The 21,920-nt window shown below is 70.7% G+C and carries 1 protein-coding gene (running past one end of the window); it reads left to right on the top strand.

What is annotated here, in order from left to right; all coding sequences use genetic code 11:
- A protein-coding gene (locus tag LTV02_RS16105) for a non-ribosomal peptide synthase/polyketide synthase (RefSeq protein WP_233040766.1) crosses the window boundary here: on the top strand, nucleotides 1–21,920 show its 3' portion. 6,352 nt of this gene lie to the left of the window's left edge; 21,920 of the gene's 28,272 nt are visible here — the last part of the coding sequence; its start codon lies beyond the left edge, outside the window; its stop codon occupies nucleotides 21,918–21,920.

Here is a 21,920-nt window from a genome sequence, read left to right as displayed (position 1 = left end):
CGGGAATGTCCGCGGTGGTGCTGGACGCCTGGCTGCGGCCGGTGCCCGCGGGCGTGGTCGGTGAACTGTACGTGGCGGGGCCCGGGGTGGCGCGCGGCTATCGGGACCGGCCCGGGCTCACCGCCGGTCGTTTCGTGGCCGATCCGTTCGGCGCACCCGGGCAGCGCCTGTATCGCACCGGTGACCTGGTGCGCTGGGTGACCGGCGAATTCGATACGGCCGCCCTGGTTTTCGTGGGGCGCTCGGACTTCCAGGTCAAGGTGCGCGGGCAACGCCTGGAACCCGGCGAGATCGAAGCCGCACTGGCCGCCGTCGATGGCGTGGCCCAGGCCATCGCCGTCGTGCACCCCACGTCCGGCGGCGGCCGATTGGTCGGCTACGTCGTGCCCGAGCCGGGTCGCACGGTGGACCCGGACACGGTGCTGCACGCGGTCGGCGAGCTGCTGCCTGGCTATCTGGTGCCGGATGTGGTCATGGCCCTGGACGAGCTGCCGCTGACCAGCAGCGGCAAGGTCGATCGCCGGAGCCTGCCGGAGCCCGCGGCCGAAACCCGGGAATTCCGTGCGCCCGCCACGCCGTTCGAGCAGATCATCACCGAGGTGATCGCCGAAGTACTGGGTCTGGACCGGGTCGGCGTCGATGACGACTTCTTCGCCCTCGGCGGGGATTCCATCGTCTCGATACAGGTGGTGGCGAAAGCGCGAGCGCGCGGCGTGGGGTTCGGGCCCCGCGACGTATTCGAACAGCGCACCCCGGCGCGGCTCGCCGCGAACGCGTGCGCCGCCGGCACCGTGCACACCGGCGTGCTCGCGGAGCTGCCCGGCGGCGGCGTCGGCGAGCTGCCGTTGCTGCCGGTCGCGCGGTGGATGATGGAGTGGGACAACGGATTCGAGCGCTTCGAACAGCACATGGCGCTGCGGCTCCCGGCCGGTATCGACGAGACCGCCGTGCTCGCGGCGATCACCGCACTTCTCGATCACCACGACATGCTGCGCTCACGATTGCGGCGGGAACCGGCCGGCGGGTGGTCACTGCTGGTGGAACCGGAGGGGAGCGTGCCCGCCGCTGCGGTACTGCATCGCCACCGCATACCGGCGGGACCGGACGCGGAAGCCGATGCCGTTGCCGCACAGCTGAACTCGGCCACCGACCGCCTGGACCCCGAGCGCGGCGTCATGGTCCGGTTCGTCTGGCTCGACAACGATGGCGAGACCCCGGGGCTGCTGCTGGTGGTGGCCCATCACCTGGCGGTGGACGGCGTGTCCTGGCGGGTGCTGGTGCCGGACCTGCTCTCGGCCTTCGAGCAGATCGCGGCGGGCCGGATTCCGGTGCTGGAACCGGTCGGCACGTCGATGCGGCGCTGGGCGCACGGCTTGGCGGACGCGGCCGCCGAACCCGCACGGCTGGAAGAACTTCCGCTCTGGCAATCCATGGTGACCGGCCCGGACCCGAGCTGGGGCGAACGCGCCCTGGACCCCGCCGTCGACACCGCGGCCACCCTGGACGAAGTCGAGGTGACGCTGCCCGAGGCGGTGACCCGGGCGCTGCTGGGGCGCGTCCCGGCGGTGTTCCACGGCGGCGTCAACGACGGCCTGCTCGCGGGTCTGGCGGTGGCCGTGCGTATCTGGCGGTCACGGCGGCGGCTCGACGAACCGACGCTGCTGGTCCGGCTCGAAGGCCACGGGCGTGAGGAACAGGTGGTTCCGGGCGCGGACCTGTCCCGGACCGTCGGCTGGTTCACCACGGTGTTCCCGGTCCGGCTCGACCTGACCGGCATCGATGTCGAACACGGCGACGCGGTCGCGGCGGCCGTCTGGTCGGTCAAGGACACGCTGCGCGCGATCCCGGACAAGGGCATCGGCTACGGCCTGCTGCGCTACCTCAATCCGGAAACCGCCGCGCTGCTGCCGGATCGGATGCCGGGCGGCATCGGATTCAACTACCTCGGTCAGGTCGCCGGCGGGCAGGCCGAACAGCCGGTCGCCGCCGACCCGCGGCAGCCGGTCACCATCGCCCTCGACGTGAACGCGATCGTGATCGACGACCGGCTCCGGGCCGGATTCCGCTTCCCGCGCACCCTCCTGGACCGCGCGGACGTGGAGGAACTGGCCGAACTGTGGGCCGAGACGCTTATCGCCATCGCCGCGCACGCCGAAACCCCGGACGCCGGTGGACATTCCCCGTCCGACTTCGAACTGGTGAAGCTGACCCAGCCCGAAGTCATCGCGCTCGATCGGGCGTATCCGGGGCTGGCCGATGTCTGGCCGGTGACGCCGCTGCAAGCCGGCTTGCTGTTCCACACCGGACTCACCGGCACCGCCGAGCCGGATGCCTATGTCGCACAACTGGCGCTGCGGCTGCGGGGCGAACTGCGCCCCGAACGACTCCGGGAGGCCGCGCGCGGTCTGCTCGCCGCGCATCCGGGCTTGCGTGCCGCGTTCACGACCACCGGCGGCGGGACGAGTGTCGCCGTGGTGACCGAGGACGTCGAATTGCCTTGGCAATCGGTCGATCTCACGAATACTGCCGATCCCGAGGCCGCCTTCACCGCGCTCATGGCGGCGGAGCGGGCCGAGCGCTTCGATCCCGCGACCGCACCGCTGCTGCGCTGCACGGTGGCGCGGCTGGGCGTCGATCGCTGGGCACTGCTGCTCACGAACCATCACCTCATCCTCGACGGCTGGTCCTACCCGCTGCTCGTCACCGAACTGTTCACCCGCTACCTCGACGACGCCACCCGGCCCGCGGGGTCGTATCGGGACTTCCTGTCGTGGTTGACGACTCGCGATCACGAGGCCGCGCTGGAAGCGTGGACGGCGGCCCTGGACGGCGCCGAACCCACACTCGTCGCGGGCAATGCGCCGAATCACGGTGCGGTGGAAGAGGAATGGCTCACCCTCGATGAGGCGGCGGGCCGCGCCCTGACCGCAACGGCCGCCGACGCGGGCGTCACGGTCAATACCGTCCTGCAATCGGTGTGGGCGATGCTGCTGGCCCAGCTGAGCGGTCGCACGGATGTGGTGTTCGGTGTGACGGTATCCGGTCGGCCCGCCGAATTGCCCGGCGCGGACAGCGCTCTCGGCCTCTTCGTCAACACCGTGCCCACCCGGGTGCGGTTGCGGCCCGCCGAGCCCCTCACCCGGCTGTGGGCTCGCCTCCAAGGGGAACAAGCGGCGCTGCTCGAGCATCACCACCTGGGCCTGACCGATATCCATGCCCGCACCGGCTACGACACCCTCTTCGACACCGTGATGGTGGTCGAGTCGTATCCCGTTGACGCGCAGGGCATCCGGCGGCTCACCGCGCACGGCGACCTGGAAGTCACCGGCGTCGACGCCGCCGACTCCACCCACTACCCGCTCACCTGCAGCGTCACCGTCCAGGACGGGCTGCGCATCCGGCTGCAATACCGGCCCGAGGTGTTCGACGCGGCGACGATCACCGCGCTCGCGGCCCGGCTGCGACAGGTGCTGAGCGCCGTCACCGCCGATCCGTCGATGGCGGTGCGCGACCTGGACGCGCTCCCTGCGGCCGAACTGGCGCGGTTGCACCGCTGGGGTCACGGCAACGCACTCGACCTCGAAACCCCGGACACGGACACCGAACCGACCCTGCCGGCCCTGCTCGCACAGGCGGTAGCGGCCAACCCGGACGGGTGCGCGGTGGTGGACGGGGAGCGGCGCGTCACCTATCGCGAACTCGCCGAACACTCGAACCGGTTGGCGCGCTTGCTGATCGAACGCGGCGCGGGACCCGGCTCCGTGGTCGCGGTGGGAATGCCGCGCTCACTGGAATGGGTGCAAGCGGTGTGGGCGATCGCGCAGACCGGCGCGGCCTTCCTGTCCCTCGACCCCGCGCATCCGCTGGAGCGGAACCGGTTCATGTGCGCTGATTCCGGTGCGCGAGTAGGTATTACGATCGGTCGCTACATCGAAGACCTGCCCTCGGACGGCCCGGCCTGGCTGACAGTCGACGACCCCGCCGTCGCCGCGCGCCTCGAACAGCTCCCGGCCTCGCCGATCAGCGCTGCCGACCGCCGTTCCGAATTGCACCCCGCCACGACCGCATACGTGGTCTACACCTCGGGCTCGACGGGACGTCCCAAGGGCGTCGAGATCACCCACGCCGGTCTGGCGGGTGTCCGCGCCGCGCAGCATCGGCGCTTCGGCACCGGTTCGGACTCGCGGGTATTGAGCGTCGCGGCCCGCACCTTCGATGCCGCGATCTTCGAACTGCTGCTGATGGTTTCCGGCAGCGCCACCCTGGTGATCGCACCGCCCGACGTCTACGCCGGACCGGCCCTGGCCACGCTGCTGCGCACCGAACGCGTCACCCACGCCGTCCTCACCCCCAGCGTGGCAGTCGCACTCGACCCGTCCGGCCTGGACGATCTCGAGGTGCTGATCGCGGCGGGTGAAGCCTGCCCGCCCGCGCTCGTCGCGCGCTGGTCGCGCACCGATACCGCGCGCCGCCGGCGGGTCCACAACCTGTACGGCCCGGCCGAGGCCACCATCTGGGTGACGGGCAGCGACGCGTTGCGCGCGGGCGATCCGGTCACCATGGGCTCGGTCATCGGCGGCATGTCCGCGCAGGTCCTCGACGCCTGGCTGCGGCCGGTTCCCGCCGGAGTCATCGGCGAGTTGTACGTGTCGGGACCCGGCGTGGCCCAGGGTTATCGCGGCCGTCCGGGCTTGACGGCGGCCCGCTTCATCGCCGATCCGGCCGGATCGGGCGAGCGCTGGTATCGCACCGGCGATCTGGTGCGCTGGCTCGAATCCGAGGACGGCACCGGCGTATTGAGCTTCGCCGGGCGCGCCGACTTCCAGGTGAAGGTGCGCGGCCAGCGCCTGGAACTGGGCGAGGTCGAAGCCGCCCTGAGCGCCCTGGACGGCATCGATCAGGCCGTCGCGCTCGTGCACGCCTCCGGCACGGGGGCACGGCTGGTGGCCTACGTGGTCGCGCGCACCGGCTGCGCGGTGGACCCGGCCCGGGTGCGGCGGGCGGCGGCACAGCGGCTGCCGGGCTTCATGGTGCCCGATGTCGTCCTGCCGGTGGTGTCCCTGCCGCTCACCGTGAACGGCAAGGTGGACACGTCGAGCCTGCCCGAACCGGTGGCGGCCCGCGCCGGCTACCGGGCCCCGCGCACCGCGACCGAGAACGCCGTGGCGCGCGTGATCGGCGAGGTGCTCGCGGTCGAACAGGTCGGTCTCGACGACGACTTCTTCGCACTGGGCGGCAATTCGCTGTCGGCGACCCGGCTTTCGGCGCGCCTGTCCGAAGCCGTGGGCGGCACGGTCGGCGTACGCGAGGTGTTCGAAGCCCCGGTGGTGGGGGACCTGGCCGCACTGCTGGAGGTGCGAGCGACAGCGCCCCGCCACGATGCGCCGCCTTTGACACCGCGGCCGCGACCGGAACGGGTGCCGTTGTCGTATGCGCAGCAACGCATGTGGTTCGTGAACCGGTTCGCACCCGATTCGGTGGCCTACAGCATTCCGATGGTGCTGCGCCTGTCGGGCGCGCTCGATGCCGAGGCGCTGTCGGCGGCGTTGCGGGACGTGCTCGGCCGGCACGAGGTACTGCGCACCCGATACCCCGATACCGCGGGCGTACCGCGTCAAGACGTGGTGCCGGAAGCCGAACTCGACGGCGTGGTCGATATCGAACTCGCGCCGCGGACCGTGCGCGCAGCCGATCTCCCGCAGGTGATCGCCGAGTCGGTCACCGCGAACTTCGATGTGGCCGAGCGGGTTCCGGTCCGTGCCCGGCTGCTCGCGCTCGGTCCCGCCGAGCAGGTGCTGGTGCTCGTGGTGCATCACATCGCCGCCGACGGATTCTCGATGGGCCCCCTGGCGCGGGATCTCGCCGCGGCATACGCGGCCAGGTCCGCCGGTCGGCGACCCGAGTGGTCGCCGCTGCCGGTGCAGTACGCGGATTACGCGCTGTGGCAGCGCGAATTGCTCGGTGCCGCAGACGATCCGGAATCATTGCTCGCGCGGCAGCAGGGCTATTGGATCGAGCGATTGCGTGATCTGCCCGAGGTCCTGGAGCTGCCGGCCGACCGCCCACGCCCGGCGGTGGCGTCCCATCGCGGAGCCACCCACGGCTTCACGATGGACCCGGCGGTGGTGGCCGGGCTGCGGGAACTGGCTGCGGCACAGGGCGTCACCCTGTTCATGATGTTCCACGCCGCCCTGGCCGTGGTGCTGTCCCGGCTGTCCGGCAGCGCGGACATCGCCATCGGCTCACCGGTGTCGGGGCGCGGATCGGCCCAGCTGGACGACTTGGTGGGCATGTTCGTCAATACCGTCGTATTGCGCACCCGCGTGGACGATTCGGCGTCGTTCGCCGACCTCCTCACCCAGGTGCGCGAGGTCGACCTGGATGCTTTCGCACACGCGGAAATCCCGTTCGAACAGGTCGTGGAAGCCGTCGACCCGCCCCGCAGCCAAGCCCACAATCCGCTGTTCCAGGTGCTGCTCGCCTTCCACAACCTCGACCGGGAGAGCCTCGCACTGCCCGGCCTCGAGGTGACGCCGATCCGTGCCGAAACCGGTGTCGAACGCTTCGACCTGACCTTCACCCTCACCGATACGCCGAATACGGACGGCGCTATTCCCGTCGATATCGGTTACGCGACAGACCTTTTCGACCCTTCGACGATCGCCACCCTGGCCGATCGCCTGCAACGAGTGTTCGGCGCGATCACCACCGACGCCGCCGTCGCGGTCCGTGATATCGATGTGTTGTCGCCTGACGAACGCCACCTGTTGGTCGAGGAGTGGGGCCGCACCGGAACTCCCGCGCTCGGCGCATTCGCCACCGACGCCGTCACGCTGCCTGTCCTGCTGGCCGCCGCGGTGGCGGCGAACCCGGACGGTGACGCGGTGGTGGACGCTTACCGCAGCATCTCCTACCGAGAGCTGGACGAGCGCTCGAACGCGTTGGCCCGCTTGCTGATCGGACGCGATATCGGTCCCGAATCGGTGGTCGCGATCGCGCTGCCGCGTTCCCTCGAATGGTTGCTCGCCGTGTGGGCGATCACCAAGACCGGTGCCGGCTTCCTGTCCCTGGATCCCGCCTATCCGCTCGAACGCAACCGGTACATGTGCGCCGATACCGCTGTGCGCCTGGGAATCACGGTCGAACGCCACACCGCCGCGCTGCCCTCGGACGGTGTCTCCTGGCTGTGCCTGGACGACCCGGCCGTGACGGCGCAACTCGAGCAGTGCCCGCCCGCCGCCGTCACCGATGCCGACCGGCGCGGGGCGCTGCGTCCCGGCAACACGGCGTACGTCATCTACACCTCCGGCTCCACCGGACGGCCGAAGGGCGTCGCCGTCACCCATGCGGGCCTGGCCGCGGTCGCCGCCGCGCAACGCCTCGACTACGCGGTCGCAGCCGAATCCCGTGTATTGGCGGTCTCCGCACGCACTTTCGACGCCGCCATGCTCGAACTACTGCTCGCCGTCCCGGCCGGCGCGACTCTGGTCATCGCCCCCGAGGACGTGTACGGCGGGCAACCGCTCACCGAACTGATCCACGACCTGGGCGTCACCCACGCCTTCCTGACCCCGTCGGTGGTGGCCTCACTGGAACCCGCCGGGCTCGACACACTGCGCATGCTGACCGTCGGCGGCGAAAGCTATTCGTCCCGGCTGGTCGAACGCTGGTCCCGCACGGATGCGGAGGCCCAGCGGCGGTTCTTCAATACCTACGGCCCGACCGAAGCCAGCATCATCATGTCCATCAGCGGCGAACTGCGCGCCGGTGCTCCGATCGATTTGGGCGCGGGCATCCCGGGCATGGGCGTGCGGGTACTGGACGCCGCGCTGCGCCCGGTGCCGGTCGGTGTGGTGGGTGAGCTCTACCTGTCCGGAGCCGGCCTGGCGCGCGGATACCTCGGCCGTCCCGGCCTCACCGCCGACCGATTCGTGGCCGACCCCTACGGTCCGGCGGGCAACCGGCTCTACCGCACCGGTGACCTCGTGCGCTGGAAGACTTCCGAATCCGGTACCGGCGTACTGACTTTCGTCGGCCGCGCCGACTTCCAGGTGAAGCTGCGCGGTCAGCGTCTCGAACCCGGCGAGGTCGAGGCCGCACTGTGCGAACTGGACGGCATCGGGCAGGCGGTGGTGCTCGTGCACACCGCCGACGCCGTGGCTCGCCTGGTGGCGTACGTGGTCCCGCGCGCCGGATACGAGATCGATCCCGCTGGGGTCCGGCAGGCTGCCGCCGAGCGGCTGCCCGGCTACCTGGTGCCGGATGTGGTGATGGTTCTCGGCGCACTGCCTTTGACCGTCACCGGCAAGGTGGATCGGCGCGCGCTGCCCGAACCGGTGATCACCGCACCGCGATTCCGGGCGCCCGCCACCCCGCTCGAAGAGATCGTCGCCGAGGTGTTCGGCGAGGTGCTCGGGATCGAACAGGTCGGCGTGGACGACGACTTCTTCGCACTCGGCGGCGATTCCATCGTCTCCATCCAAGTGGTGTCCAAGGCGCGCGCCCGCGGCGTGCTGTTCGGCCCGCGCGACGTTTTCGAACAGCGCACCCCCGCCCGGCTGGCCGCCTGCGCCGCGACCGGGGCCGCCGAGACGCTGGCCGAACTGGACGGCGGCGGCATCGGTGAAATGCCCCTGCTGCCGGTGGCGCAGTGGATGGTGGAGTGGGGCAAGGGATTCGACCGCTTCGAACAGCACGTGGTGCTGCGCCTGCCGGCCCGGGTCGACCACCGATGCTTGACCGTGGCGCTCGACGCGGTCCTCGCGCGGCACGACATGCTGCGCTCCCGCCTGCGGTCCGATCGGACCGGTAGCTGGGCGCTGGTGGTGGCTCCGGCTGGCACGCCCGACGCGGCATCCGTGCTGCATCGCCGAGCCCTCGAAGCCGTCGAGGACAGCGAGGCGGGCCGAATCGCCGTCGCCGATATCGCTGCGGCGGAACTGGATTCGGCCATCCGACGTTTGCGCCCGGCAGACGGTGAGATGGTGCGATTCGTCTGGCTCGACCCGCAGGACGGCACCCCGGGCTGGCTGCTGGTGGTGGCGCATCACCTGGTGGTCGACGGGGTGTCCTGGCGCGTACTGGTCCCGGACCTGATGTCGGCGCTCGAACAAGCTGTGGCGGGCCGGAATCCCGAGCTGGAACCGGTCGGCACGTCCATACGGCGCTGGTCCTACGGGCTGCGGGACGCGGCCACGGACCCGGCGCGCACGGCGGAACTGGACTATTGGCGACGGCTGACGGCGGGCGCCGATCCGGTCGTCGGCGGCCGGGAACTCGACCCCGCGATCGATACCGCCGCCACGCTCGAACAGCTCGAACTGCGACTGCCCGAATCGGTGACCCGGTCCCTGCTGTCCAGGGTGCCCGCCGTGTTCCACGGCAACGTCGATGACGCCCTGATCGCGGGTCTGGTGGTGGCGGTGCGCATCTGGCGTGCCCGCCACGGCGGCGACGACCCCTCGGTGCTGATCCGCCTGGAGGGGCACGGCCGCGAGGAGCAGGTGGTCGCGGGCGCGGACCTCTCGCGCACGGTCGGCTGGTTCACCTCCATGTTCCCGGCCCGCTTCGACCTCACCAGCATCGACGCCGGGGCCGCAGCGGATGGGGACGCGCTCGCGGTTGCGGTGCGAGAGGTCAAGGAGACACTGCGCTCGATTCCCGACAAGGGCATCGGGTACGGTCTGCTGCGCTATCTCAATCCGGAAACCGCGGCGCTGCTGCCGGATCGGATGCCGGGCCGGATCGGTTTCAACTATCTGGGCCGGATCTCGGCCGCCGATATCGGGAGCGGTGGCCTGCACGGCGGCCTGGGCGAGCTGAGCGGATCGCCGCACCCGGACATGCCCGTGACGGTCGCCGTCGATGTGAGCGTCATCGTCGTGGAGGACCGGCTGCGGGCGGTGTTCCGCTTCCCGTCCAGTCTGCTCGATCGGGCGCAGGTCCGGGAATTGGCGGACCTGTGGTCGCAGGCGCTGACGACGATCACCGAGTACGCGCAAACACCCGGTGCGGGTGGGCATTCCCCCTCGGACTTCGGCCTGGTGGACCTCGCTCAACCGGATATCGCGGCCCTGGAACGCGCCTATCCCGCGCTCGCCGACGTCTGGCCGCTGACGCCGCTCCAGACCGGTCTGCTGTTCCACGCCGAACTGGCCGGAGCCGACGCCGAAACGGATGCCTATGTCGCACAGCTGACCCTGCGGCTGACCGGGCAGCTGGACCCGCGACGACTGCGCGCCGCCGCCGCTACCGTGGTGCGCCGCCATGATGGACTGCGGACTGCTTTCACCGCCACCGCCGACGGCCGCAGTGTGGCGGTGGTCTGTGATGACGTCGAATTGCCCTGGCAAGTAGTCGATCTCACCCGGGATGCCGATCCGGAGGCCGGGCTCACCGCGCTGGCGGCGGCCGAGCTGGCCCGCCCCTTCGATCTCGCCGCCCCACCGCTGCTGCGATTCACCCTGGCTGCCGTAGCGGCCGATCGCTGGGCGCTGATCCTCACCAGCCATCACGTCATCCTCGACGGCTGGTCCTACCCGCTGCTGATCACCGAACTGTTCACCGAATACGCCGGTGCGCAGCCGGCCTGGAACGCCGGCTCGTATCGGGATTACCTGGCGTGGTTGACGACTCGCGATCGCGACGCCGCCCGCACCGCCTGGTCGCGGGCGCTCGACGGAGCCGAACCGACCCTGCTCGCGGGCCCGCCGCGCACCACCGCCGGCGCCGTGGCCGAGCAGTCGATCGTCATCGACCGCGCCGAAACCCGGGAACTGGTGGCCGCCGCCGCCTCCGCCGGCGTCACCGCGAACACCGTCCTGCAATCCGCCTGGGCGATCATGATGGCCCAGGCCGTCGGCCGCCCCGACGTGGTCTTCGGCGCGACGGTGTCCGGGCGGCCCGGTGAACTGCCCGCCGCCGGGCGCACCATCGGCCTGTTCATCAATACGATCCCGACCCGGGTGCGGCTGCGCCCCGACGAGACCGTGACCGGCCTGTGGACGCGCCTGCACGGCGAACAGGCCGCGCTGCTGGAACACCAGCACCTGGGACTGCGGGACATCCACGCGCTCACCGGTCACGACAGCCTCTTCGACACTTTGATGGTGCTCGAGTCGTATCCGGTCGACATGGGCGATATCGAGCACGCGGTCGGCAGCGGCGAGCTGGCGATCACCGGTGTCGACGCCGCCGACGGCACCCACTATCCGCTGTCCTGCACCGCACGGCTCCAGGACGACCTGCGGATCCGGCTCCAATACCGGCCCGAGCTGTTCGACCCGGCCGAGATCGAATCGTTCGCCGCAGGGCTGCGGCGGGTACTGCGCACCATCGCCCGCGACCCGGCGGTCCGGCTGCGAGATGTGAAGGCGCTCTCCGCATCCCAGCGCTATCAGCTCGTGCACGAATGGGGCCGGATCGGCACCTGCGACCTCGACCTGGCCGCCCTGGACGGGCTCGACGACACCGGATACCCGGCCGCCGGGACCACCCTGCCCGAGGTGCTCGCGGCGGCGGTGGCGCTCGCGCCGGACGGTGACGCGATAGTCGAAGGCGCACAGCGCATCTCCTACCGCGAACTGGATGATCGTTCGAATCGCCTGGCACGCGCACTGATCGCGCAGGGCATCGGACCCGAGCAGGTGGTGGCGATCGCCGCCCCGCGCTCGGCGGCGTGGGTGCTCGCGGTCTGGGCGATCGCCAAGGCCGGCGCGGCGTTCCTGTCCCTGGATCCGGCGCATCCGCTGGACCGGAACCGGTTCGTCTGCGTCGATGCCGGGGCGAGTTGTGTGCTGGCGCAAGGCGATCCGGGATTCGAAGCCGCCGGGCTGGAGACGGTGGACATCGATCGCGTCGACCTGTCGCACTGGTCCGGCGCGGCCATGACGGATGCGGACCGGCGCGCGAACGTGCGCCCGGAGAATACCGCCTACGTGGTGTACACGTCGGGGTCGACCGGCCGCCCGAAGGGGGTCGAGGTCACGCACGCCGGTTTGGCGGCCGTGGTGTCCGACCACGTGCGACGCTGCGCCGTCGATCCGGGCTCCCGGGTGCTGGCCGTGGCCGCGCGGACCTTCGACGCGGCGATTCTCGAACTCTTGCTGGCGGTCTCCGGCGGCGCGCCGCTGGTGATCGCGCCCACGGACGCCTACGGTGGGCAGCCGCTGCGGGAATTGCTGGCCGCACAGCGGATCACGCACGCCTTCCTCACCCCGTCGGTGGCGCTGTCGCTGGATGCCGCCGGGCTCGACGACCTGCGATTGGTGGCCACCGGCGGTGACCGGTGCCCGCAGCAGCTGGTATCGCGCTGGTCGGGTACCGATGCGGCGGGACTGCGCCGGGTGCACAACCTGTACGGACCGGCCGAGGCGACGATCTGGGTGACCGGCGCCGAACTGACCCCGGACCGCACCCCGGGCATCGGCGGTCCGATCGCCGGTGCGGGCGCGCTCGTACTGGACGCGTGGCTGCGGCCGGTGCCGGCGGGGGTGGTCGGCGAATTGTATGTGGCGGGCGCGGGATTGGCGCGCGGCTACCTCGGGCGGGCCGGACTGACGGCGGCGCGGTTCGTGCCAAATCCGTTCGGTGCGTCCGGACAACGGTTGTACCGGACCGGCGACCTGGTGCGCTGGGCCGGCGAATCCGGCACCGCCATACTGCAATTCGTCGGACGCTCCGACTTCCAGGTGAAGGTGCGCGGCCAACGGCTGGAACCGGGCGAGGTCGAAGCCGCGCTGACCGCCGTACCAGGCATCGCGCAGGCCGTGGCGCTCGTACACGGCTCGGGCGAAAACAACGGCGGCGGTGCGCATCTGGTGGCATACGTCGTGCCCGAACCGGGCATCGTGGTGGATGCCGAGCAGGTCAGGCAGGCGGTGGGGGAACACCTGCCCGCGTACCTGGTGCCCGACCTGGTGATGGTGCTGGCCGAACTGCCGCTGACCGGCAGCGGCAAGATCGACCGGCGTGCATTGCCGGAACCGGTCTTCGCGCCCCGGGCATTCCGTGCCCCGGCCACACCGGCCGAAGAGATCCTCGCCCGGATCTTCGCCGAAGTACTCGGGCTGGAACGAGTCGGCGTCGATGACGACTTCTTCACGCTCGGCGGCGATTCGATCGTCTCCATCCAGGTGGTGGCACAGGCGCGCGCCCAGGGTGTCGCGTTCGGTCCGCGCGATGTGTTCGAGCAGCGGACACCGGCGCGCTTGGCGAAATGCGCACGCGTGCTCGACGGTTCGGCCCCGACCGGCCTCGCCGAACTGGCCGGCGGCGGTGTCGGAGAGATGCCGCTGTTGCCCGTGGCGCAGTGGATGGTGGAGTGGGGCAAGGGATACGACCGCTTCGATCAGCACGTGGTGTTGCGACTGCCCGCGGGCGCTGCCGAAGCGGATGTGGTCGCCGCCGTCGAGACCGTGCTCGAACGGCACGACCTGCTGCGCTCGCGGCTGCACCGCGGCGACTCCGGAGACTGGTCGCTGATCGTCGCACCGCCCGCGGACATCGAGGCCGCGGCGGTATTGCGCGGCTGCGTGATCGAGGCAGACGTCGAGACCGAGGCCGGACGGCGGCTCGCCACCGAAACCGCTGCGGCACAGCTGAATGCGGCCTTGGACCGGTTGCGCCCCGATGCCGGGGTCATGGTCCAGTTCGTTCACCTCGCACCCGCGGACGGTGCGGCCGGGTGGCTGCTGGTGGTGGCGCACCACCTCGTCATCGACGGCGTCTCCTGGCGGGTACTGGCCCCGGATCTGCTGTCGGCCATCGCGCAGGCACAGGCGGGTGCGGTCCCGGCGCTGGAGCCCGTCGGCACCTCGATGCGCCGGTGGGCGCACGGACTCGCCAGTGCCGCAACCGAACCCGCACGGATCGCCGAGCTCGAACTGTGGCAGCACATGGCCGCGGGCGCCGATCCGAACTGGGGCGGCCGGGCACTGGATCCGGCGATCGATACCGCCGCGACCCTCGAACAGGTATGTGTGGAGCTGCCCGAGGCGGTGACGCAGACCTTGCTGACGCGGGTACCGGCGGCCTTCCACGGCGGCGTCAATGACGGACTGCTGGCGGGTCTGGCTGTAGCCGTTCGTATCTGGCGTACTCGCCGCGGTATCGGCGAGCCGTCGATCTCGGTGCGCTTGGAGGGCCACGGCCGCGAAGAACAGGTCGTGCCCGGAGCGGATCTGTCCCGCACCGTCGGCTGGTTCACCACCATGTTCCCGGTGCGGCTCGACCTCACCGGCATCGACGCCGAGGCCGTCACCACCGGCGGCGACGCGGTCGCGGCGGCGGTGCTGGCGGTGAAGGAAACCCTGCGCTCGATCCCGGACAAGGGCATCGGTTACGGCCTGCTGCGGTATCTCAATGCGGAAACCGCGGCGCGACTGCCGGATCGGATGCCGGGCGGGATCGGGTTCAACTATCTGGGCCGGGTGTCCGGCACGGACGGCATCGACGGCGGATTGGGTGAACCCACGGTCGCACCGGATCCGGCGATGCCGGTGACCGTCGCGGTGGACGTGAGCGCGATCGTGCTCGAAGACCGCTTGCGCGCCGACTTCCGCTTCCCGCGCACCCTCCTGGACAGCGCCGACATCGAAGAGCTCGCGAGTTTGTGGACCGAGGTGCTGACCGCGATCGCCGCGCACGCCGAAACGCCGGGCGCGGGCGGGCATTCACCCTCGGACTTCCCACTGGTCGCCTTGACGCAGAACGATGTCACCGCACTCGAGCAGGCATATCCGTCGCTGTCGGATGTGTGGCCGGTGACGCCGTTGCAAGCCGGGCTGCTGTTCCACGCCCACCTGGCCGATCACGGCACGGGCGTCGACGTCTATGCCGCCCAGGTGACGCTGCGCCTGTCCGGTCCGCTCGATCTGGACCGGCTGCACCGCGCCGCCGGAGCCCTGCTGGAGCGCCACCCGAGCTTGCGCACGGCATTCACGGCCACCGCCGGTGGGACGAGCGTGGCCGTAGTGTGCGACGACGTCGAATTGCCGTGGCAGGTAGTCGATCTGAGCAGTGAACCGGATCCCGAAGCGAGCCTGACCGGGCTCGCCGCATCCGAGCAGGCCCGGCGCTTCGATCTCGCCGTGGCGCCGCTGCTGCGCGCCACGGTGGTGAAGCTGGGCGCCGATCGGTGGGCGGTGATCCTGACCGACCATCACGTCATCCTCGACGGCTGGTCCTGGCCGCTGCTGGTCACGGATCTGTTCACCCACTACGCGGGCGGCGACGAATCGGCCTTGCCCGCGGGCTCGTATCGAGACTTCCTGGCGTGGTTGGGAACTCGTGATCGCGATGCCGCCCTGACCGCCTGGTCCGCGGCTCTCGACGGCCTCGAACCCGCGCTCATCGCCGATCACGCCACCGCCGCCACCGGCGCGGCCGCCGATCACGCGCTCGTGATCGACGCCGCCGCGACCCGGGCGCTGCTGAACGCCGCCGCCGACGCGGGCGTGACGCTCAATACCGTGCTGCAATCGGCCTGGGCGATGATCATGGCCCAGGCCGTCGGGCACACCGATATCGTGTTCGGCGCCACCGTTTCCGGGCGGCCCGCCGAACTGCCGGCCGCACAGCACACCATCGGCCTGTTCATCAATACGATCCCGGCCCGCGTCCGGCTCGACCCCGCCGAAACCGTGACCGCGCTGTGGACTCGCATCCACGCCGAACAGGCCGGCCTGCTCGACCATCACCATCTGGGGCTGCCGGATATTCACGCGCTCACCGGCAACGACCTGTTGTTCGACACCGCCATGGTGCTCGAGTCGTATCCCGTGGACGCACGCGGACTGCGCCAGGTGACCGACCTGGGTGGACTTGAGCTCACCGGTGTGACTGGCACCGACTCCACGCATTTCGCACTGTCCTGCACCGTGATTCACCAGGACGAGCTGCGCATCCGCCTGCAATACCGGCCCGAGCTGATCGACGCGGGCGCGGTCGCGGCGCTGGGGGAGCGGCTGGCGCTGCTGCTGGGCACGATCGGCGCGGACCCGGCCGTGCCGGTGCGAGACCTGGAGCTGCTCGGTGCGGCGGAACGAGATCGCCTGCTGCACCTGCCGATTCCCGACGCCGACGCCCGGCTGCTCGAGGAAGCCGACCCCGCCGGGGTGACCCTGCCGGGCCTGCTCGCGGCAGTGGTCGCCGCCAATCCTGATGGAGCGGCCGTACTGGAACGTGGCCGGCGGATGACCTATCGAGAGCTGGACGAACAGTCGAATCGATTGGCCCGGTACTTGATCGGGCAGGGCATCGGCCCGGAGTCCGTGGTCGCGATCGGCGTCTCACGCTCGCTGGAATGGGTGCTCGCGGTGTGGGCGATCGCCAAGACCGGGGCGGCATTCCTGTCGGTGGACCCCGCCCATCCCGAGGACCGGAATCGTTTCGTCTGCGCGGATTCCGGTGTGCGGGTGGGTATTACCACCGAACGCCATCGCCGGGCACTGCCGGACGACGGACCCGAATGGCTCGTACTGGACGACGCGAGCGTGGCCACGGCCATCGCACAATGCCCGGACGGCCCCGTGACCGACAGCGATCGGCGCGCGGCGGTACGTCCCGGCAATGCGGTCTACGTCGTCTACACCTCGGGATCGACCGGACGGCCGAAGGGCGTCGAGGTCACCCACGCCGGGCTCGGCGCCCTCGCCGCCGCCCACCGGCAGCGGTACGCGGTGCACGCCGGCTCCCGCGTCCTGGGCGTGGGCGCACGGACTTTCGACGTGGTCGTGCTGGAATTCCTGCTCGCCGTGTCCGCCGGAGCCGTGCTGGTGATGGCGCCCGACGACGTGTACAGCGGACCCCCGCTGACCGAGCTGATGCGCGACGAACGCATTACGCACGCCTGGCTGACCCCGTCGGTGGCCGGTTCGCTCGACCCGGACCAACTCGACGAACTGCGCATCGTATGGGTCGGCGGCGAGCACTTCACGCCGCAGCTGGTGGCCCGCTGGGCACACACCGACCGCGCCGGAACCCGGCGCATGTTCAACTCCTACGGCCCGACCGAGGCCACCATCATCACCACGGTCAGCCGCGAACTGCGGGCCGGCGAGCCGGTCACCATGGGTGCGGGCATCGCGGGACTGCGCCTGCTGGTCCTGGACGCCTGGCTGCGGCCCGTACCGGTGGGCGTGGTGGGTGAGCTGTATGTCGCGGGACCCGGTGTGGCGCGCGGATATCGCGGCCGCGCGGACCTCACCGCCGCACGCTTCGTCGCCGACCCGTACGGGTCGCCCGGACAACGGCTGTACCGCACCGGCGACCTCGTGAGGTGGGTGTCCGATGCCCCCGCCGACTCCATCGCGGACGGGCTGGAATTGCAGTATCTGGGCCGCTCCGACTTCCAGGTCAAGGTGCGCGGGCAGCGGCTGGAGCTCGGTGAGATCGAGGCGGCGCTGTGTGATCTGGACGGTATCGCGCAGGCCGTCGTCGTGCACGTACCCGGCGAGAACGGTTCCGCCGGTGCGCGATTGGCTGCCTATGTGGTGGCCGGGCCGGGGCGGGTGGTGGTCGCCGAATCGGTGCGCAAGGCGGTGGGGGAGCGGCTGCCGCGGTTCATGGTGCCCGATGTGGTGACGGTGCTCGACGCGCTGCCGTTGAACACCAGCGGCAAGGTCGATCGCAAGGCGCTGCCGCGGCCGGTCATCGAAGTCACGGAATTCCGGGCCCCGGCGACAGCGGTGGAACGGCGGGTGGCCGCGGTGTTCACCGAGGTGCTCGGCGTGGACCGGGTCGGCCTCGACGACGACTTCTTCGCCCTCGGCGGGAATTCGCTGTCGGCCACCCGATTGGCGGCGCGACTGGCCGACGGCGTCGGCGCCCCGGTGGCGGTGCGGGACGTCTTCGAGACCTCGATCGTCGGCGACCTGGCCGCGCGGCTGGCGACCCGGATGACCGATGCGAGCGGACTCGAACGGCCGCGCCTGCGCCCCCGGGTGCGCCCGGAACGCGTGCCGCTGTCGTTCGCGCAGCAGCGCATGTGGTTCGTGAACCGGTTCGCACCCAAATCCATGGCCTACAGCATTCCGCTGGTGCTGCGCCTGTCCGGCGCGGTGGACACGGCCGCGCTGGCGACGGCGCTGTGGGATGTGCTGGCCCGCCACGAGGTACTGCGCACCAGGTACCCGGACGCGGACGGCGTGCCCTACCAGGTGGTGACCCCGGTCGCGCGGCTGCGGGAGGCCGTGGACGTCGACCTCACCGCACGGGCGGTGCGCGAGCACGAGATCGAAGGCGTGGTGGCCGATATCGTCTCGATGGGATTCGATGTGGCCGAACGGATTCCGCTGCGCGCGCGGCTGCTGGCGGAGGGCGCGGAGGAATACGTCCTGGTGCTCGTGGTGCATCACATCGCCGCCGACGGGTTCTCCATGACCCCGCTCGCCCGCGACCTGGCCACCGCGTACACGGCCAGGAGCGTCGGACGGGAGCCGCAGTGGTCGCCGCTGCCGGTGCAGTACGCCGACTACACGCTCTGGCAGCGGGAACTGCTCGGCGCCGCCGAAGACGCGGAATCCGTGCTCGCACAACAACTCGGCTACTGGCGCGACCGGCTCGCCGGACTGCCGGAGGCCCTGGAGCTGCCGTCCGATCGGCCGCGCCCGGCGGTGGCATCCCATCGCGGGGCCCGGCACGAGTTCGTCCTCGAACCGGAACTGGTGGCCGGGCTGCAACGCCTCGCCCAGGACACCGGGGTCACCCTGTTCATGCTCTTCCACGCCGCGCTGACCGTGGTGCTGGCGCGGCTGTCCGGCAGCGCCGACATCGCCGTCGGCACCCCGGTGGCCGGGCGCGGATCGGCCGAATTGGACAATCTGGTGGGCATGTTCGTCAATACCGTCGTGCTGCGCACCCGCGTCGACGAGTCGATGCCGGGCCGCGAACTGCTCGCCGCGGTCCGCGACACCGACCTGGATGCCCTCGCGCACGCCGAGATTCCGTTCGAACAGGTCGTGGAGGCCCTCGACCCGCCGCGCAGCCAGGCCCGGCATCCGCTGTTCCAGGTGATGCTCGGCTTCCACAATCTCGACGCGGCCGGATTCTCGCTGCCCGGGGTCGAAGCGACCGTCACCGGCGCGGACACCGGCATCGAGCGGTTCGATCTGACCTTCACCCTCACCGACGCCCCCGATGCGGCGGGCGCTATCCCGGTCGGAATGAGCTACGCCACCGACCTTTTCGACGCCGTCACGATGGCGGCGCTGGCGTGGCGATTGCGTACCGTACTCGCCGCCCTGGCCGCCGATCCGGGCGTTCCGGTGCGCGAGATCGATACCCTGTCGGTGCCCGAGCGGGAGCAGTTGCTCAACGTCTGGGGCCGCAATGATCGCGCTGCCGCGGACGTGGTGACACTGCCGGAGCTGCTCGCGGCCGCCGTGACCGCGAACCCGGACGGGACGGCGCTGCGGGATGGTGACCGCACGCTGACCTACCGGGAACTCGACGAGCGGTCGAACCGGTTGGCGCGCAGGCTCATCGAACAGGGCGCCGGACCGGAAGCCGTGGTCGCCGTGGCCGTGCCGAGGTCGCTGGAATGGGTCCTCGGCGTGTGGGCGGTCGCCAAGACGGGCGCGGCATTCCTGTCGGTGGATCCGGCCCATCCCATCGAACGGAATCGGTTCGTTTGCACCGATTCTGTTGTGCGGCTGGGTATTACATCGCGGCAGTATGTCGAGTCTGTTCCGGAGGACGGGGTCGCGTGGCTCCTGGCCGATGACCCCGCGGAGTTCGAACGCTATGCGGCCGATGCCCTGTCCGATGCCGATCGGCGTGGTGTGGTGCGGCCCGCGAGCACCGCCTATGTGGTGTACACCTCGGGTTCCACCGGTCGCCCCAAGGGCGTGGAGGTCACGCACGCCGGATTCGCCGCCGCGGTGGCCGATCATCTGCGCCGCTGCGAAATCGATTCGACCGCAAGGGTACTCGCGGTCGCCGCACGGACCTTCGACGCCGCCATCCTGGAATTGCTGCTGTCGGTCTCGGCGAGCGCGACACTGGTTGTCGCGCCCGCCGAGGTGTACGGCGGTCAGCCGCTCACCGAGCTCATGCGAGCCCATCGCATCAGCCACGCGTTCCTGACGCCCGCCGTGGCGGCCACCCTGGAACCCGAAGCGCTCGACGACCTTCGAGTCCTGCTCACCGGTGGCGACCGCGCAACCGCCCAGCTGGCGACACGCTGGTCGCGCACCGACAGCGCGGGCTCACGCCGGGTGCACAACCTCTACGGCCCGGCCGAAGCCACCATCTGGGTGACCGGCGCGGAACTGCTCCCGGAGCAGCCGCCGGTCATCGGCGAACCGATCACGGGCATGTCGGTGGCGGTACTCGACGCCTGGCTGCGCCCGGTGCCGGTCGGCGTGGTGGGTGAGCTGTACCTCGCGGGACCCGGTGTGGCGCGCGGATATCGCGGCCGGGCCGGACTGACCGCCGAGCGCTTCGTCGCCGATCCGTACGGCGCACCCGGCGACCGCCTCTACCGCACCGGCGATCTGGTGCGCTGGGCCGCCGACGAATCCGGTTCGGGCGCACTGGTATTCGTGGGCCGCTCCGACTTCCAGGTGAAGGTGCGCGGCCAGCGCCTGGAACTGGGCGAAGTCGAAGCGGCGCTGGTCGCCGTGCCGGGCGTGGAACAGGCCGTCGCCATGATCCGGGACGCGAAGGAAAGTGAAAACGGCAGTGCCACCGCTCGTTTGGTGGGCTACGTGGTGGCCGCACCCGGACGGCAAGCCGACCCGGAGGCCATCCGGAGCGCGGCCGCCCAGCACCTGCCCGCCTATATGGTCCCCGACCTGGTGATGGTCCTCGACGCCATGCCGATGACCGCCACCGGCAAGATCGACCGCAAGGCGCTCCCGGATCCCGGACTGCCGGTGCGGGCTTTCCGGGCGCCGTCGACGCCGAACGAACAGCTCATCGCCGACGTCTTCGCCGAAGTCCTCGGCGTGCAGCCGGTCGGCGCGGACGACGACTTCTTCGCCCTGGGCGGCAACTCGCTGTCCGCGGTGCAGGTCGTTTCCCTGGTGCTCGCCCGCAGCGGAGCGCAATTGCAATACAACGAGCTGTTCTCCGACGCCACCCCGGCATCGCTGGCCCGAGCCCTGGACCGCGGCGCCGATCCGATGAACATCTCGCTCGGCGTCCTGACGCCGCTGCGCTCCTCCGGCGATCGCTCACCGCTGTTCTGCGTGCACCCCGGCGGCGGCCTGGCCTGGGTGTACGGCGCGCTGGTCGGGCACCTCGCACCCGACCGTCCGGTGTACGGCTTGCAGGACCCGTACATCGTCGCCGGCGAATCCCGACTGGATTCGGTCGACGCCTACGCCGACCGGTACGTGCGCGAGATCCTGGAACGCTGCCCCGACGCCACCTACAACCTGCTCGGCTGGTCCCTCGGCGGGCAGATCGCACACGCCATGGCGGTGCGGCTGCAAGAGCTCGGCCGCCCGGTCGGACTGCTCGCCCTGGTCGACGCCACCCCGGAATCGGGCGCCGGTGAAACCGCCGAACCGACGCGAAAGGAAGTGACCGAAGCCGTCTCCCGCATTCTCGGCGGCTGGCGCGACATCCTCGAACTGGACGAGATCCCGGAGATCGGCGACCTGGACGACTTCTACACCCTGATCGCCGAACGCATCGGCCGCGCGGGAATCCTGGCCCCGCAACAGGTCCAGCGCGTACTGGAGAGCTTCTCCAACCCGCTGCCCTACCTCCCCGGCCGATTCGCCGGCGACGCGGTGCTCTTCACCGCCGGCCGCGAATCCGGACGCGACCGCCTGGCCGACACCTGGCGCAGCCACATCACCGGCCGCATCGATCAGATCGCCATCGACGAATGGCACACCGGAATGCTGAACGCGGACAAGGCCGCCGAGATCGCACCCCTACTGGAATCGCGACTGCGGTCCGGCGGCTGA

This window comes from Nocardia yamanashiensis (assembly GCF_021183565.1).
GTDB lineage: Bacteria > Actinomycetota > Actinomycetes > Mycobacteriales > Mycobacteriaceae > Nocardia > Nocardia yamanashiensis.
This window is presented reverse-complemented; position numbering and strand designations above follow the sequence as displayed.